Origin of the sequence: Spirillospora sp. CA-142024, assembly GCF_050942325.1 — a bacterium.
Classification (GTDB): Bacteria; Actinomycetota; Actinomycetes; order Streptosporangiales; family Streptosporangiaceae; genus Spirillospora.
The window spans coordinates 7,073,970-7,089,754 of sequence record NZ_CP192077.1; the positions used below are offsets into that span (position 1 = coordinate 7,073,970).

The 15,785-nt window shown below is 69.2% G+C and carries 16 protein-coding genes; 9 read left to right on the forward strand and 7 right to left on the reverse strand.

From position 1 onward, the window contains the following. Positions 1-21: 21 nt before the first annotated feature. Positions 22-630 carry a TetR/AcrR family transcriptional regulator C-terminal domain-containing protein gene (locus ACQPZP_RS33435; protein ID WP_433473679.1) on the forward strand — a complete coding sequence of 203 codons (609 nt, stop codon included), beginning with the start codon at positions 22-24 and terminating at the stop codon, positions 628-630. Between the two features lie 351 nt (positions 631-981). On the opposite strand, the gene ACQPZP_RS33440 is transcribed toward ACQPZP_RS33435, so the two are convergent. Then, positions 982-3,429, reverse strand: coding sequence for a hypothetical protein (locus ACQPZP_RS33440; protein WP_433473680.1), 2,448 nt, complete (start codon positions 3,427-3,429; stop codon positions 982-984). Between the two features lie 876 nt (positions 3,430-4,305). Here ACQPZP_RS33440 and ACQPZP_RS33445 point away from each other — a divergent pair. The 3 genes from ACQPZP_RS33445 to ACQPZP_RS33455 all read left to right on the forward strand — a co-directional run bounded on the left by ACQPZP_RS33445 (position 4,306) and on the right by ACQPZP_RS33455 (position 7,040). Next, complete coding sequence (locus ACQPZP_RS33445; RefSeq protein ID WP_433473681.1) at positions 4,306-4,452, forward strand: hypothetical protein; 147 nt, start codon at positions 4,306-4,308, stop codon at positions 4,450-4,452. Positions 4,453-4,504: 52 nt separating this feature from the next. After that, positions 4,505-5,917 carry a protein kinase domain-containing protein gene (locus ACQPZP_RS33450; protein ID WP_433473682.1) on the forward strand — a complete coding sequence of 471 codons (1,413 nt, stop codon included), beginning with the start codon at positions 4,505-4,507 and terminating at the stop codon, positions 5,915-5,917. Between the two features lie 529 nt (positions 5,918-6,446). Beyond that, positions 6,447-7,040, forward strand: a complete 594-nt coding sequence (locus ACQPZP_RS33455) for a hypothetical protein (protein WP_433473683.1) — start codon at positions 6,447-6,449, stop codon at positions 7,038-7,040. 124 nt (positions 7,041-7,164) lie between these two features. Here the strand turns inward: ACQPZP_RS33455 and ACQPZP_RS33460 are convergent, their stop codons facing one another. Beyond that, the gene (locus ACQPZP_RS33460) at positions 7,165-8,079 is read right to left on the reverse strand and encodes an NmrA family NAD(P)-binding protein (RefSeq protein ID WP_433473684.1); all 915 of its coding nucleotides are present in this window, start codon (positions 8,077-8,079) and stop codon (positions 7,165-7,167) included. A gap of 83 nt (positions 8,080-8,162) precedes the next feature. Here ACQPZP_RS33460 and ACQPZP_RS33465 point away from each other — a divergent pair, with 83 nt between their 5' ends. Then, positions 8,163-8,912, forward strand: coding sequence for a TetR/AcrR family transcriptional regulator (locus ACQPZP_RS33465; protein WP_433473685.1), 750 nt, complete (start codon positions 8,163-8,165; stop codon positions 8,910-8,912). Between the two features lie 50 nt (positions 8,913-8,962). Here the strand turns inward: ACQPZP_RS33465 and ACQPZP_RS33470 are convergent, their stop codons facing one another. Then, positions 8,963-9,559: a DUF308 domain-containing protein gene (locus ACQPZP_RS33470; protein WP_433473686.1), complete on the reverse strand. Its 597-nt coding sequence runs from the start codon at positions 9,557-9,559 to the stop codon at positions 8,963-8,965. A 213-nt stretch (positions 9,560-9,772) separates the two neighbouring features. Between ACQPZP_RS33470 and ACQPZP_RS33475 the strand changes: the two genes are divergently transcribed. Continuing rightward, positions 9,773-10,402 carry a TetR/AcrR family transcriptional regulator gene (locus ACQPZP_RS33475; RefSeq protein WP_433473687.1) on the forward strand — a complete coding sequence of 210 codons (630 nt, stop codon included), beginning with the start codon at positions 9,773-9,775 and terminating at the stop codon, positions 10,400-10,402. A 118-nt stretch (positions 10,403-10,520) separates the two neighbouring features. On the opposite strand, the gene ACQPZP_RS33480 is transcribed toward ACQPZP_RS33475, so the two are convergent. Beyond that, entirely contained in the window at positions 10,521-11,873 is a 1,353-nt protein-coding gene (locus ACQPZP_RS33480) for an MFS transporter (RefSeq protein ID WP_433473688.1), read from the reverse strand. A gap of 56 nt (positions 11,874-11,929) precedes the next feature. On the opposite strand from ACQPZP_RS33480, the gene ACQPZP_RS33485 reads away from it, so the two are divergent. Beyond that, complete coding sequence (locus ACQPZP_RS33485; RefSeq protein ID WP_433473689.1) at positions 11,930-12,934, forward strand: helix-turn-helix domain-containing protein; 1,005 nt, start codon at positions 11,930-11,932, stop codon at positions 12,932-12,934. Here ACQPZP_RS33485 and ACQPZP_RS33490 read toward each other — a convergent pair. Both ACQPZP_RS33490 and ACQPZP_RS33495 read right to left on the reverse strand, forming a co-directional pair. Further along, positions 12,921-13,799 carry an alpha/beta fold hydrolase gene (locus ACQPZP_RS33490; RefSeq protein WP_433473690.1) on the reverse strand — a complete coding sequence of 293 codons (879 nt, stop codon included), beginning with the start codon at positions 13,797-13,799 and terminating at the stop codon, positions 12,921-12,923. The two genes, ACQPZP_RS33485 and ACQPZP_RS33490, sit on opposite strands and share 14 nt — an antisense overlap. After that, the gene (locus ACQPZP_RS33495) at positions 13,796-14,146 is read right to left on the reverse strand and encodes a hypothetical protein (protein WP_433473691.1); all 351 of its coding nucleotides are present in this window, start codon (positions 14,144-14,146) and stop codon (positions 13,796-13,798) included. Before ACQPZP_RS33495 ends, ACQPZP_RS33490 begins: the two co-directional genes overlap by 4 nt. A gap of 68 nt (positions 14,147-14,214) precedes the next feature. On the opposite strand from ACQPZP_RS33495, the gene ACQPZP_RS33500 reads away from it, so the two are divergent. Further along, the gene (locus ACQPZP_RS33500) at positions 14,215-14,847 is read left to right on the forward strand and encodes a TetR/AcrR family transcriptional regulator (protein ID WP_433473692.1); all 633 of its coding nucleotides are present in this window, start codon (positions 14,215-14,217) and stop codon (positions 14,845-14,847) included. 86 nt (positions 14,848-14,933) lie between these two features. Beyond that, the gene (locus tag ACQPZP_RS33505) at positions 14,934-15,113 is read left to right on the forward strand and encodes a DUF1737 domain-containing protein (protein ID WP_433473693.1); all 180 of its coding nucleotides are present in this window, start codon (positions 14,934-14,936) and stop codon (positions 15,111-15,113) included. 38 nt (positions 15,114-15,151) lie between these two features. Here ACQPZP_RS33505 and ACQPZP_RS33510 read toward each other — a convergent pair whose 3' ends face one another. Continuing rightward, positions 15,152-15,634 carry a hypothetical protein gene (locus tag ACQPZP_RS33510; RefSeq protein ID WP_433473694.1) on the reverse strand — a complete coding sequence of 161 codons (483 nt, stop codon included), beginning with the start codon at positions 15,632-15,634 and terminating at the stop codon, positions 15,152-15,154. Positions 15,635-15,785: the final 151 nt, after the last annotated feature.

Here is a 15,785-nt window from a genome sequence, read left to right on the forward strand (position 1 = left end):
CGACCGCGGCCGGCGGCGCCGATGAAACCGACGCTGAGTCGCGAGTACATCGCCGCCATGGCCCTAGCCCTCGTGGACGACATCGGCCGGGACAAGTTCTCCATGCGCAAACTCGGCGCCGAACTCGGTGTGGACCCGATGGCCGTCTACCGGTACTTCACCGACCAGGAGGCACTCTTCGACGGCATCGCCGAGACGCTGTTCGGCGAGCTCGACGTAGACACCCTGCCCTGGCATGGGTCCTGGCGCGAGCTGGCCGAGCAGTACGCCCGCCGCATGCGGGACACACTGCTCGCACACCCGCACGCGGTCACCATCTTCGCCACCCGCCCGGTCCGCTCACCAGCGGCCATCGACACCGGCAACCGCATGATCGAGCTCATGGCCAAGTCCGGATTCACCCCGGGAACCGCCCTGCAGATCCTGCGCTGCCTGCGGGAATTCACCATGGGCCACGCACTCACCCTCGCCGTGCTCCGGCTCGGCGGCGAGCGGCGCAGCAGAAAGCCGCCACCGGACGCACCGGATTACAACCTTCTCGCCAAAAGCGCCGACGACGCGTGTCCCGACGACCACTTCGACCTCGGCCTCACCGCGATGCTCGACAGCTTCGCCAGACTCACCAGCTGAACGCAGACATCACCGTGCGCAACCGACTACGACGCCTGCTCAACCACCTGAACAGCCCCGCATACAGCCAGTGCTCTCGGATCGCATGCAGGAATTCGGCGGTCTGCGCAGGCGTCCACACCGCCACCCGCGGCCCCCCGTCCACCGCCAATGCTCCATCCGGGCGGTGGCCCACACCACCACCCACGGCAGCCGCGCCACCGACAACTCCACCAGCCACGATCCGACCTAGAAAGGGGGCCGGACAACGGCGGACATGGTGGCCGCCGCCTTCCGCCTGGTGAAGCCGCCACGGCGAATCCGCCGCCGACGGCCGTCCGAACGACCGGCAACTCGACCCGGAACGAGGCACTAGATCCGCCCGTCGCCCTGCGGGGCGATGACGAGGGTGACGCCTGCGGCGCCCGCGCCTTCGGCGTACTCGCCGACGGCGAGTCGCATCAGACCGTTGTGGTTGCCGTATTCTTCGCTGCCGACCAGCACCGACGTGGCGCCGGGCATGTCGTAGGTGAGCTTGGAGGTGCCGTGCTCGCCCTGCTGCCAGACGCGCACCTCGTCCCCTTGGACTTGGATCGTGCCGGGGGTGCGTCCGTCGTGGGAGAGCACTGGGACCACGCGCCGCACCGGACCGCCGTAGCCGCGGAGGATCGTGGTGACCCGGGTTTCCCGCGGCATGACGGCGAAGCGCTCCTCGACCGTGGTGACGCCACCACCGAAGTCGCCGTTGTAGCGGACCGTGAACCTGACGTCGTCGCCGCGCAGCCGTGTCGGAAGTACGACGACGTCCTGGGTCAGGCTCGGTTCGAGCTCGCCGAAGTGGCGCCACCGGCCGGGTCCGACCTCCCACGCCACGCCCATCCCGGTCGTCGGCGGTTTGGGGCCGTCCGGCACTCGATAACTCGGCGAGGCCAGCAACGAGTCGCTCGACCCGAGCTGCGGTGAGTGACCTGAGAAGTGCGCCCGGATGAACCCGGTCGCGTCGTAGTGGTGGTCGCCGGCGGTGTCGATCTCCACAAAGCTGCCACCGGCGTTCGCGAAGACCTTGTGCAGCGGCTCGATGTGCAGCACGTAGCCACCGGTGTCCGCGGGGGCGGGCCGCTCCCTGACGTCCTCGGTCGTGGCGGCGTGTTCGTAGGCGATGGCGAGCATCGACATCGGCAGCAGGTTGTACTGGGAGTGGCTGGAGTAGGACTCGTATCCGAAACTCTGCGCCGGGTCCATCCAGTTCTTGACGACCTGCATCTCCCCGCTCGGACGCACCCAGCGGAACATAGAACGCAACGCGAGGTGCGCACCCCGCTTGAAGTACGCCGCGAGCTCTCTGTCGCCGGTGGCGAGCGCGCGTGCCGCGAAGACCTCGTAGGTCACGCACTGCTCCGCCTCGTTCCACTGGTGGTGTGCCGACCGGCCACCGGCGGGCAGCTCGCCGGTCGGCGACTGCATGAACAGGCTGCTGATGGCCGCGCGACGCAGGGCCTCGGTCAGCTCGGCCCGGTACGGCCCGGTGTAGCCCCGTCCGATGAGGTCTCCGAGCCAGAGGCGGGGGAAGTGGTCGTAGGGCATCGGGCCTTCCAGATAGAGCCCGTAGGAGGTGTCGAAGTGCGCGCCCTGCGCGGCGAAACTCGCCTCGGGGTAGCGATCGGACGCCACCCGCAGACCCATCTTCTGGAAAAGCGCCTCGCCACTCGCGGCGACGATGTTCCAGTTATTGCTCCCGACGGCCGAACGGTAGGTGAGGAACGGCTCGAACCGGCCGATGTCGTGCTTCCAGGACGCCGAGCGCGCCGCGGGTACATGCGGCTCCAGCAGCCGGATCGCATGGGCGAGCATCGGCGCGTAGAAGTCCTCGTGGGAATCCGCGGCAGTGCGCTCGGCGAGTTCCCAGGCCGACCAGTCCAGCGCGAGCGCGGCTGCTTTCAGGAGGTCCTTCCGTCCGGCGTGCGCGACCAGAGTCGCGGCGGCGTGGGCGAAGGCGGGCGTGCTGTACTGGAACTCACGGTTCCGGTAGGGATCGATGATCGCGCCGTCGGCGTCCTGCTTGGTCTTCCAGAAATCCACCTCGCTCGCGATCAGCCGCAGGTAGTCGCCCCGTCGGAGACCGGTGGGCCGGATCCGCTCGCCCGCGGACCGCGACCGGTGGCCGTCGAGTAGCAGCGCCGTCGGGTCCGGCGAGACCAGGATCGGCCCCCAGGTGCTCGAGATCGGGGCATCGGTGAAGGTGACCCGGACCGGCTCCGGATCCGCCGCCGGCTCGAGGACCAGCGCATTGACGACCCAGTTGTTCGCGGGCGAGTCCACGGTGACGTCGATCCTCGTGCCGCCCTCCGGTACGACGAGCGTCGCGGTGAGCTCGGCGAACTGCGCGTGGCTCGGATGCAACACCGGCAGCGGCTCGCCGCCGTCCACCCCTGGCACCTGCAGCCGGGTGAAATGGTCGGCGAACGTCAGGTCGCCGGACAGGACGCGCAGGCGGTAGCGGCCCGGCGCCAGGCTTCCGATCCGGAACGCGCGTGCAGCGGTGCCGAACACGAAGTCGCGCTGCGGAGCATCACCGCCCCGGTCACGGATGCTGAGTCCGGCCGTCGAGACCCAGCCGTATCCCCGCGCCTCGGTGTAGGCCTCAGTTCCCATCCGCGCGTAACCCGGCGCCGGTACTGGCGTCGCGCCGCCGAAGTCCAGACGGAGCGTCCCGGCCGTCGGTCCTTGCGCGGCCCATCCGGGCGCCGCCCAGCCCGGCACCGAGCCTGCCAGTGCCGCCCCCAGCGTCCCCGCGAGAAACGCGCGCCGTCCTGTCTCCATGTCCTCGCTCCTTCGCTGCCCGATCACCGGTCTGTGGTGCAGGTCATTTGGTCCGGATCCTCATCCGGGGTGCCGAGCCGGTCCGGCATCGAGCCGACCACCTCGATCGCCGCCGAGCGGCAGGGCCATCGGCTTGCCGGACAGAGGCGTTGGGACCTCGCCGTCGGCAAGGGCTGTCCGAGGTGTTCAGGCGCCAGGCCGCTGGGTCCGAAGAACCGGCGTCGACGCAGTGGTCCAAGACCACCGGCGGCCGGGCGTTGGCGGAGGACGCCGACAGGCCGGCCACGGTGGCCAGGCGTGCGAGGGCGGTGGTGGCCGTGGTGAGGCGGAACCTGGCACGGGAGTGGCGTCGAACGGGTCCCTCCGAAGGTGGGATGGACTGGTCGAGACCATACGGACACCTCCGAAACGCGTCGCCACGACGGCGGCCTTCGATGGCTTCCTCTAAAGCCGCAGGTGAGCAAGCACCGACGGCCGACGGAGCCCTTCATCACCCTTCTTCAGAAAGCGCTTCCAGAGAGCGCTTTCTGGAGCGTAGGATGACCCATCGGCACCGTCAACCCCGTGTCGGCGCCGCTCGAACCCCTTCGACGCGCGTTGAGCCGGCATCGCGGGCGCGGAGCAGGAACCAGAACCGATCAGCCCGCTCTCCAAAGTCCGTGAGCAGGCTGCGGGCCTGCTCGGGTAGTCCGGGCACGGGTCGGATCGGCGGTAACGCCCACGATGTGCACCCGGCGGGGTCTCGATCTCCCATCACGACCCGCACGTACAAGTGTCCGGCACCTGGAATGACAAGGGGACAGCGCTTACGTAGGGCTTCTAACCCGACGGTCGCGGCTTCGAATCCTGCCGGCGCACCTTCCCTTCCGGCCAGGGGTGCGGTTTCTCGACCAGCCGGAGTTCGTCGCGGTCGACGAGGTGGTCGGCCACCGCGTCCCGCGGTCACGTCACCCCGCCGACGGCGTCGATGTCGCCAAGGCGAATGCGTTGCCGGCCGATGAGGCATGGGTGGTCGGCTTTTGAGATGATCTCAAATGTCGATCAGACATGAATGTCTGTGTGAGGAGTGTCGCCTTTGGAGCCGCTGCGGCAGGACGGTCCGCGCCAGGTGACGGACGCGGACGGGCAGGTGCTTGCGGGCCGGTACCGGTTGACGGAGCTGTTGGGGCGGGGCGGCATGGGCATGGTCTGGCGGGCCCACGACGAGCAGCTCGGCCGTGATGTGGCGGTCAAGGAACTGCGCCTGCCCGAGCAGCTGGACGACGCCGGCCGGCAGACCTGGATGGCCCGGCTGCACCGGGAGGCGCGCGCGGCCGCTCGGCTCAGGCATCCGGGGATCGTGACCGTGCACGACCGCGTCATCGATGAGGACGGGCGCCCCTGGATCGTCATGGAACTGGTGCGCGGGCGTTCTTTGGGCGACCTGTTGGCGGCCGAGGGGCCGCTACCACCCGGCCGGGTCGCGCAGATCGGGCTGCAGATGCTGGAGGCCCTCCACGCGGCGCATCGGGCCGGCATCACCCACCGCGATATCAAGCCCGCGAACGTCCTGCTGGAGGAAGACCGCGTTGTGCTGACCGACTTCGGCATCGCGGCCGTCGAGGGCGATGCGACCCTGACCGCAACGGGCGCGGTCCTGGGCACCCCCGCGTTCATGTCACCGGAGCAGGTACGCGGCGAGGAGACCACGGCTGCCTCCGACCTATGGTCGCTGGGTGCCACGCTCTACACTGCGGTGGAGGGGCGCCCCCCGTTCGAGGGTGCAAGTGCCGGCGCAGTTTTCGTAGCCATCGCCACTCAGGATCCCGCTCCGCCTGTGCACGCTGGTTTCCTCGAACCGGTACTGCGGGCGCTGCTGCTCCGTGATCCGGCGCAACGCCCGACCGCCGATCACCTGCACGTCCAGCTCACCTCGCTCGCCCAGAGTCGGCCACCCGCGCCATCAACCGCCCTCCAACGGCCCGTGCCGCTCCCGCGCCCGGCCCGCTCACGTAAAAGGAAAGTCGTCGGCCTCATCCTGGCCTCGGCGGCCACCGTCTTGACACTCATCCTCGTGGCGGCCGGGGCGGCGTTCGTCGATGACAGGCAGCAGAAGGCCCGGGAAAAGCAGGATGACGCGCGCTACGAGGCGAACAGGAAAACGGTTGAAAGCCTGACGTCAATCCCGGGCAAACTAGTGACTCTCAGAAGATCCTACGATGAGGACGACAAAGCTTATGCGGAGTCAGAACTGTGCGCTGACGCCACCTTCTCCAACCACGAATGCGACGTGGACGGCATGGTCACCGCCGTCATCAACTGGCTACGGACACAGCCTAACGTACGCTCCGCGGCCCTTAACGATTCCGAGACCAAATGCGACGAGAACCCTGGCTGCAGTTTCACGGTCCTGACAAATGGTCCGCCGAAGATCAGCGAAGTCAGCATCTACACCCAATACTTGTCGGAGCCCAATTCATCGATCGTTCTCGGCTTCAAGGTCGGCTAACGCTGTAGGACCTGCGGCCGCGGTCGAACAGACTCACGGTGTCCGACGAGGCCGCCGGGTGTCCGTCGAGTTGGAGTGCAAGGTTCTCCATGGGCGGCGGCGTTCGGGGGGCTCCGCGGCCCCGCGTCCGGCCACCCGGAGCGTGTCGGTGAGTTGAGGCACCACCAGGCCGGAACCCTGCTACCGCTCGTCGCAGTTGCTCGTCGGAGCTTGACCGGCCGGCTATCCAGCCGAAGCGGTCCTTCGACCAGGCTCGTTTCAGGCGGTGGCGTGGCAACCATAGAACCAAGCAGCAGTTACTGCTCACTGCTCTCCTGTACCGCACCCTGCATGCGCTATAAAGCGAACGAACCGTTGACGAGATGGGCCCTCAACGACTCCTGCCAGCATCAAGCCCCTTGCCACAAGGTGACGCAGTGGTGCCCGCTCCCCGGGCATGAGGGCGACGGCCATGGGGTGCCGATCTGCTTCAGGCGCCGCTGATCGAAGAAGATTGCAGGAGGAGAGGCATATCACCTGGGAGGGAACGATGCTGTTCAGGCGGGAGGTCCTTGAGGGGATCGCGGACGGGCGGATCGACCGGGTGTTCCGGGTGTGGGCCGAGCCCCGGGTCCGCGCGGGGAGCACCCAGCGCACCTGGGCGGGGATCATCGTCATCGACTCGGTCACGGCCGTCACCCCCGAGGAGATCACCGAGGAGGACGCCCTGCGTTCGGGCTTCAAAGGCCGCGCGGCGCTGCTCACCGCCCTGTCCAAGAGCACCAAGGAAGGCGGATATCACCGCGTCATGCTCCATCTGGGCGGCCCCGACCCCCGGTCGGAGCTGGCCGGGAACGCCGACCTGACCGACCAGGAACTGGCCGACCTCAAAGCCGCCCTGGACACCATCGACACCCGCAGCCGCCGCGCCCCCTGGACCCGTGAGGTACTCCGCCTCATCGAAGAACACCCCGGCCTGCGCGCCCTGGACCTGGCCGAACACCTGGACCGCGACAAACTCCCTTTCAAGGCCGACGTCCGCCGCCTCAAAGCCCTCGGCCTCACCGAAAGCCTGGAGACCGGTTACCGCCTCTCCCCGCGCGGCATGGCCCTCATGGCCTACCTACGGTCCTTGATCGAATGATCTATCCCAGGTTGACTCCTGCCACCGCGGGCCGAACTCGTCCTCCTCTAGCGGCTCGGAGTAGGACCGCTGGTTGTCGCGGCGACGGTCCAGCAGCTTGATGCCGGAGAGGCACGCGTGTGGGTCAGGAGTCGGTGAGGTGGGCGCGGAGGGCGGCGGCGCCGGATTCGGTGAGCCAGTCGGTGAGGGTGCGCAGTCCAGGGTGGATGACGCGCAGTGCCTCGATGTCGGCGTGCCAGCGGTGACCGGCCTGCCAGCGCTTTCTGGTCTCGGCGATCTCCGGGCTGAGCGCGGCGGCCTCGTCGTCGGTGAGCTGCCGGTACCTGATCGTGATGCCGGTGGCCTCGGTGATCGCGGCGGCGGCCTCGACCGGGGTCGGTTCGTCGCCGGCCAGTTCCAGGGTTCGTCCGGCGAACCGGGCCGAGTCGGCGAACGCCAGCGCGGCGAACTCGGCGACGTCTTCCAGCGCGATGATCTGCATTGGCTCGTGCGGCGGGAACAGGTGCCGGTGCACGCCGTGCGAGATGCCGTCGATGCGGGTCACGCCGGCGCCGAGATAGTTGGTCATGAACCGGACCGGGCGCAGGACGGTGGGAAGCGCGATGTGGTCGCGCAGATATTCCTCGATCAGTGCTTTCCCCCGCGAACCCCGTGACGCGGTCGATGCCGAGGCGACGGTGCTGAACACGATCTGCTCGACCTCGGCTTTGGCCGCGGCGTCGATCAGCACCCGGCCGCGGGCCACTTCGAGATCTGTTTCGGGTCCGGCCGGTCCGAAGGCGACGGGCGGTATGCCGAACACGGCTGCGGCTCCGTCGAGCGCGGGCGGCAGACTCGCCGGATCGTCGAAGTCGCCGCGCACGAGCTGGGCGCCTGCGGCGGCAAGCTCTGCCGCGGCGGGTGCCTTCAGGTCGCGCACCAGAGCTCGGACCTGCCGCCCTCCGGCAAGGAGCCGCCGCGCGGTGGCGCCGCCCTGTTTGCCGGTGGCGCCGGTGACGAGGATCGGGGACTCGGGGTCGGCCGGTTTCGCGGAGGTCATGGTGCCCTTTCCGGAGATCGTGGATACTGACGTGTTCCGGAATGTTCCACCCGTTTCAACATCGCGGACAAGGATTTCGTGACATGACAGCGACACCGGATGCGGCGCCTGCCGGGCGCGCCGATGCCCGCCGTAACCGAGAGATCGTGCTCCGCACGGCGACGCGGGTGTTCGCCGAAGAGGGGCTGGAGGTGTCACTTGGCCGGATCGCGCAACGCGCCGGGGTCGGCGCAGGGACCGTCTACCGGCATTTCCCGAGCAAGGAGATCCTGGTCGAAGCGGTTCTCGCCCGACACGTCGAAGGGTTGGTGGCCGCCGCCGACCGTTGGGCCGCCCGCGCCGCACCCGGTGAGGCCTTGTTCGGATTCCTGCTCGAAGTGATCGAGAAGTCGGCGGGCCGCCAGCACGTCTGCGATGCGCTCACCGCCGACCGAGGCTGGCCGCGCGCCGTGCTGGCCGCCGCGGCGCAGCGGTTCCGCGAGGCTCTGGAGCGCCTGCTCTGCGACGCGAAGCAGGCCGGCGCGATACGCGCCGACGTTCGGTCCGACGATCTGTCCGCGCTGGCCGTCGGTGGTGCTGCACTGCGTTCGGCACACCGGGACCGGGCACGCGGTACAGGTCTGGTGCGGCTTCTGCTGGACGGATTGCGACCCCGGACTGTCACGGAAGACCACATATTCCGTGACACCACTTCTCCACGTCACGAAACCACCGTCCTGAGGTACTGCGCGGAATGCGGCGCACGGCTGCGTGTCCGTGCCACTGGGCGTCCAGCCCGCTACTGCGGTCCCACCTGCCGCCAGCGCGCCCACAGGCGCCGTCCCATCGCCTAGCCGGTCCCGTTCTGTCGTACGTGTGCACAGGAGCGCGGCGGCGGCCGCGCTCAAGGGGCCTGCCGCCCACTGGTGCTCTGGCTGACGTTCCGTCCGAGGCGCAGCGCGGAGACGAGGAAGAAGACGCCGCCGAGCAGGGCGTAGCCGGCCACATTGGCCAAAGAAGCTCCTGCGCTCGACGCCATGACGAAGAACGAGGCGCCGGCCAGCACGGAGATCGCGCCGCTGGCGATCATCGCCCACTGACCCCCCAATCGGCGCCGCCGGGTGGCCACGACGAGCTGCACGATGCCGGCCACGACGGCCCACGCCCCCCAGACTCGCAGGACGGCCGGGATTCCGGAGGTGAGGGCGGCGGCGAGTCCGACGGCGGTGAGGGTGCTGATCGCGATGTTGACGTAGAGACCTGGGGCGGACCCGTTCGCGGATCCGCCCGCCGCGTCGACCCGCGCGGAGCGGGCATCGACGACGGCGGCGGCCACGTCGAACGCCGGGTACAGCACGATCAGTACCGCGGTCGGCAGGTTGATGCTCGACGCGGTCGGGAACAGCAGGGCCGCCCAGACGAGGGCGAACCCGAAACGCACAAAGTAGAGCCGCCGAAGTGTCGCCGCGACTCCGGTCGCAGCCGGGGCGGTGGTGGTCATGACAGATTCCCTTCATTTGCGACGATCTCCTCGACGAGCCCGAGCTCACGGCGCCCTTGCCACGCAGCAGCAGGTCGCGCTGCCACCGGCTGGTGGCGTCTCGGCCCTGCATGGCATCGTCAAACAGAAAGACCGTTCTCTCTTGTAGGGCCGAGCTTGGCAGACGTCGTCGCTGATTGCAAGACCGATCGTTCTTTCTGCTACGGTCGACTCATGGCGACACCGATCCGCCCCGCGCACGACGGCCAGAACAACGGCTCGGGGAGGCAGGGGCGGTCCGAGGCCCGAGAACGACTGTTGGCCACGGCCAGCGCGCTGTTCTACCGCGAGGGGATCCGTGCGGTCGGGGTCGAGCGGATCCTCGCCGAGGCCCCGGCCACGCGAGCGACGTTCTACCGGCACTTCCCCTCGAAGGAAGATCTCGTACTCGCCTACCTGCGCGGCGTTGACGCCCACATCCGCTCCCACACGCAGGCCGCCATCGAAGCCGCGCCGTCGCCGGCCGACGCGCTGCGCACGATCGGCACCGCCGTCGCCGACGACCTGGCCAGACCAGAGTTCCGCGGATGTGCCTTCCTCAATGCCGCGAACGAGTACCCCGACCCCAACGACGCGGTGCGGCAGGTGGTCCTCGATCACCGAGCCTGGTACATGACGACGCTCACGGAACTGTTCGCGCAGGTCTTCGGGGACTCACCCCGCCGCGGCAAACCACAGCACGCCGCAAGGCACTTCGTCATGATGCGCGACGGCGCCATGACCGGCGCCCACCTCGATGGCGTCGAGAGCGTCGGCGCCGCGTTCCAACGCGGCGTCGAGGGCCTGCTCACCGTCCTGCACTGAGCACGCGCCCCCACGGCAGCCGACGTCTGCCCGGCCGCTGGACCGGCGACAGTGCCCAGCACGAGCGCCCCCGCACCGACGATCTGCCCACGTCCGGACGCCCTCCATGGATCGGTTCTCAACACCGGCTCATGACCGTGTCCTCGCCCAGCCGAGCCCTTCGGCCGTACAGCGCCGTCAGGTGGCGGGCCAGGGCGAGTGCGCCGAGCAACGCCACGAGCGCGCACACGCCCCACCATCCGACCCGTCCGTAGGCACATGCCCCGAGCCAGGAGCCGGCGCTGCCGCCGAGGTAGGCGCAGGTCATGTAGGCGGTGTTGACCCTGCTCCGGGCCTCCGGACGCAGGGCGTAGTTTCGCACCTGGTTGGCGACCATCCCGGACTGCATGGCGACGTCGAGCAGCAGCGAACCCAGCACCAGGGCCGCCATGCCCGGGGCCCCGCCCAGACCGCCGGCCGCGAGAATGACCGCCGAGGCGATGACGCCGAGCATGCAGACGAGGTTGACCGCGTCGGGCCCCCGCCGGTCCGCCTGGCGTCCCGCGACCGGCGTGCAGAGCATGGTCCCGGCGTTGACCAGGGCGAGCGCCCCGACCGCTCGGGTGCTCAGGTCGTACGCGGGACCGGTCAGCAGGAGCGCGACGCCCGTCCAGGCCGCCGAGAATCCGGCGAAGATCGTGCCCTGGTAGAAGCACGAGCGCCGGAGCTCCGGCTCGGAGCGCAGCAGGCTCAGCGGCTGGGCCAGCAGCGCCGGATACCGCTGCCGCGACGATGGGGACGTCGCCGGCAACGCGCGGGCCAAGAACACGGCGAGGATCAGGGCGAGTGCCGCGGCCGTCAGATACGGCGCCCTCCATCCCAGCTGCTCACCGAGGGTCCCGCCCACGGTGCGCGAGAGCAGCATGCCGCCGATCGAACCGCTCAGCAGGGTTCCGCTGACCACCCCGCGACGGTTTTCGGCCACCAGGCCGGCCGCCATCGGACCGATGATCGGGGCGACCACGGTCGTGACACCGACGAGGGCATTCGCGCCGACCAGCGGCATGAGCCCGGGCGCGGCGCTCGCGGTGAGCAGCCCGAGCCCGGTGAGGCCGAGCAGGGCGACGATCAAGCGGCGGTGCGGAAGCCGGTCGCCGAGCGGCACGAGCAGGAAGATCCCGGCCGCGTAGCCGAACTGTGTCGCGGTCACCACCAGAGCCGCCGAGTCGGGGGTGATGTGCAGGCCGGAGGCGACCGAGGGGCTGATGGCCTGCGGAAAGTAGACGTTGCCCACGGCCACCCCGCACGTGAGGGCCAGGAGCAGGATCACCCCGCGGCCCACGTGGGGCTTGGGCGTGTCCAGGTCACCGGGCGTGTTCGGTCCGCCGGCGACGTGGACGACCTGGCCGGAGACGAGCCCGGCCGCGGCGCCGGTTCTGCGTGCCGTGCCCGTGGCGGCCGCCGTACGTTGCCCATGGGCAGTGTGCGTCATGTGGTGAAGTCCACGGCACGGCAAATGCCCTGCCAATCGATGTAGCATATGGCTTAATGATCAGCTTTGTCCTGGGCGTCGAGGACCTCGCCGACACCCGGTTCGCCGTCTCGCCCCTGCACGAGACCGTGCTCAGCTTGCGGGTGCTGCGCGATCCTGGCCTGTCCGCGTTGCACCTGCCATGGCGCAGGTCCGTTCTCCCGCGGCTCGGCGCGCTCGACCCCGGCCTGCTGATGTCCCTGGTCGGACGGCGTCACACCCTTCCCGACTTCCTGACCCCGCGGCCCATGAGCTTCGCCCCGGCGTTCGACGATGAACTGGCCGCCGCCCGCCGTGCATCGCCCGGCCTGGTTCGCCGCGACCTGCTGGCCGCACACGCACCGGACCCGCTTCCCGAAGCTCTGCGGGACGCCGTCGATCCCGATGACGAGCCCGTCGTCAGGCTCCGCGATACGGTCTGTGAGCTCTTGCGCCGGTACTGGGAACTCGCCATCGAGCCGGCCTGGCCGCAGATGCGACTCGTGCTGGAAGCCGACATGACCTACCGTGCGCGGCAACTGGCCGTCGGCGGCGCCCGCCTGCTCTTCGCCGACATGCATCCGAACCTGCGATGGCACGACGGAGTGCTGCACATCGACAAGATGATCGGCAGGCACCGCGTCACGGCGGCCGGCCGAGGGCTGCTGCTGGTGCCGTCGGTGTTCGCGCACAAGCCCGCACCTCCGGTCAGCCCGGACGAACCACCGATGCTCGCCTACCCCAGCCGTGCGGTCGCGACGCTCTGGGCGCCGAGTCCGGCCGCTGACGCGACCGCTCTCGCCTCGCTCATCGGCGCACCCAGAGCCGGGCTGCTCCATCTCCTCGCCGAGCCGCTCCCAACGGTGGAGATCGCCCGCCGTCTCCGGGTGACCCCGAGTGCGGTGTCCCAGCACCTGCGGGTGCTGTACGCCACGGGCCTGGTCACCCGGGCTCGCGACGGACGGCACGTCCTGTACCGCCGCAGCTCTCTCGGCGACCGGCTGACCGACCGGCGCCGGCCCGCCCAGATCACGAGCCTGTGACACCCGAGGCCGTCAGCCCACGGACGAAGCCGTCGACGAGTTCAGCCAGGTGCCAGGGCTGGTCTTCGGGGACGAAGCCGTAGCTGTCGTCGATCGGGGCGAGCGTGGCATGCGGCAGGATCGCGGCCAGCCGCCGGGCGTGCTCGAAGGGGAACACGCGGTCCTCCGTGGCCCAGGCGAGGAGCACGGGCCGATCGAAGGAGCGCAGGCGCGCGGCCGCGCGCAGCGTGTCGGCCGTGTCGACCGCGCGCAGGAAGCGCGCCGTATCGCGCCGGATCGCGCGGCTGTGCTGCGCCGGCCGCAACCAGCCGTCGACGATGTGATCCGGGATCGGCCGCTTGGCCAGCAGTCCCAAGGCCACCGGCAGGCGCCGCGCCGACCGTAGCCGGAGCGCCTGGACGGCGAGGTACACGGTGCCCGGCATCCACGCGGCGTACTGCAACGGGCGGAACCACGGCGGCAGGAAGTTCTCGAACGCGTCACACGGCGTCAGGACGAGCCGCCCGAGCCGTGCGGGGTGTTCGACGGCGATCATCTGCGCGATCGCCCCGCCGGTGTCGTTGGCCACCAGAGTGACGTCGCGAAGCCCGAGCGCGTCGATGAATGCGGCGACGATCCGCGCAACGCCCCGCGGGCTGAGATCGACGTTCGCACCGACCGGGGCGGTATGCCCGCCGAGCGGCCAGTCCGGGACGAGGCAGCGGTACGAGCCATGAAGCCCGTCCGCGACATTGCGCCACAGAGTGCCGTTGGTCAGCAGACCATGGATGAACACGATGGGAGGGCCCTGCCCCAGTTCCCGGTAGCCGATGGTGACGTCGTCGAGCCGCAACTCCCGGTATGGGGCGTCCTCGAAAGCGCTCATCTCGGCCTCCGCGCCGCTCGGACGCCGGCGCGCCGCCTGGCCTCTAGGCGCAGCGCGATGAACAGCGTGTCGCCGCTTCGCGCCCACGGCTCGACGGTCCCGCGCACCTCGGAGAGGACGGCGGACAGCGGCCGGGCGAAGGTCTCCCGGAACGCGACCGGCCCGACGCCCACGGCGCGGGACAGCGGTTGGGCGAAAGCGTGGTCCGGCTGTAGCCACGGCTCGGGCTGGTCGGTCACCCCGTCGGCGTCGGCCGGTGCTCGCCGGCTCTCGGCGAACGCCTCCACGAATCTCCGTCCGCGCTCGTCGGCGTCGGCCCCGACGGATCGTGGGTCGCCTTCGATCACCGTCCATCACCTCAGCTCAGACTCTGAGTCTGTAAAAGACTAAGAGTCTCTCACTATGCTTACGGTCTGTGAGCGATGTCAAGTCTGGAAGACGAGAGAGATACGCCGCCCTCACGAGAGCGGCGGTGCTGGAGGCGGCCAAGGAGCTCTTCGCCGCCGAGGGGTTCGAAGCCACCTCGGTGGACGACATCGCGCGGCGGTCCGAGACCAGCAAGGGCGCTGTCTACCACCACTTCAGCGACAAGCGCGAGATCTTCGCCGAGGTTTTCAGGACCACTCAGACGGCGGTCATACGGGCCGCGATCGGATCGGTCGCGGACTCCGACAGCCCGTGGGACCAGGTGGAGGAGGCGACCCGCGCGTTCCTGCGCGGCTACGCCGTCGACCGTCAGGCTCGTGCCCTGCTCCGCCAGGCCGTCGAAGTCCTGGGCTGGAACCGCGTTCGCGCCATCGACGAGGAGACCTCACTGCCGCTCCTGCGCACGGCTCTTGAAGACCTCATGCGGACCGGCGCGGCCCTTGAACTCTCGCTCGATGCCGCTACGGAGATCCTTTTCTCGCTGTACTGCAACGCCGTCCTGTTCATCGCGGCGGATGATTCCGACGCCGCGGCCACTTCGCGCGACGTCGAGACGGTGATCTTCGCTCTGCTGCGCGGGCTGAGGACCCCCGAATCCGACGCCGGGTCCCAACTCGGCTGAGACGCCGGACTCCTTGAGGATTGCCCCGCCACTACAGGCGGTCACGGGTCGCGTCGCCGCCAGGAACCCCGACATAGGATCGCCGCATGGCTGAGGATCAACAACTCCCCCGATACCGCGTTCTCACCGGCCCCGACGACGATTCTTTCTGCTGGCGGGTCAGCGAAGCACTCGATCTCGGGTACGCGTTGCACGGTGCCCCATCCCTCACATTCAACGGCGACCGGGTCATCGTCGCCCAAGCCCTTGTCCGCAACGAGGGCTGACCGCCTCCGGGGCCGGCGCCCGCCACGCCGCCGTGCGGTCAGTCGAGGCCCGCGTAGACCCACTGGAAGGTGGAGTGACAGGCCAAGGAGTCGGTGCGCTGCGCGGTGAGCTGGATGAACCGGGCCTCATGTGGCGGAGCGCCGGTGACTTCTTGGTCTTTGCTCCCCGCTGTGATCGTGCCGTGCGCGATGGGCCTGTTGTCGGCCAGCAGCGACCAGTCCACTGCGGCCGAGCAATCCCGAACCTCTTCCTGGATGAACTCCGCCGCCTCCAGGCGGAACCCCCCTCGAAACTCTGTGCGGTCGTCGATGTCCTCCCGCTCGAACCGCGTCTGGATGACACCTGACGCGGGGAGGCTCCATTTGAAGCCGGTCGGCGGACAGGGACCGGAGTCACTGAAGCAGATTGACTGCTTCATTTCTTCGGGTGCATCGCCAGACGCGTAGTCCAGTCCCTCGGTCGGGTCGGAGTTGACGATGAAGTAGGCGAGCACGCCGCTTATCACCAGGACCAGGAGCACACATCCTGTGCCGGACGAGCTCTCGGGTGCGACACCGCAGTGGTATGGATCGCTTCGCCCGGCCACGTGTCCTCCCGAGGTTCTGCCATCCTTTCATTCTGACTAACACAGCCGGTGGCAACAGAGCCAGCGTTTCAAGTGTGCTGATGCC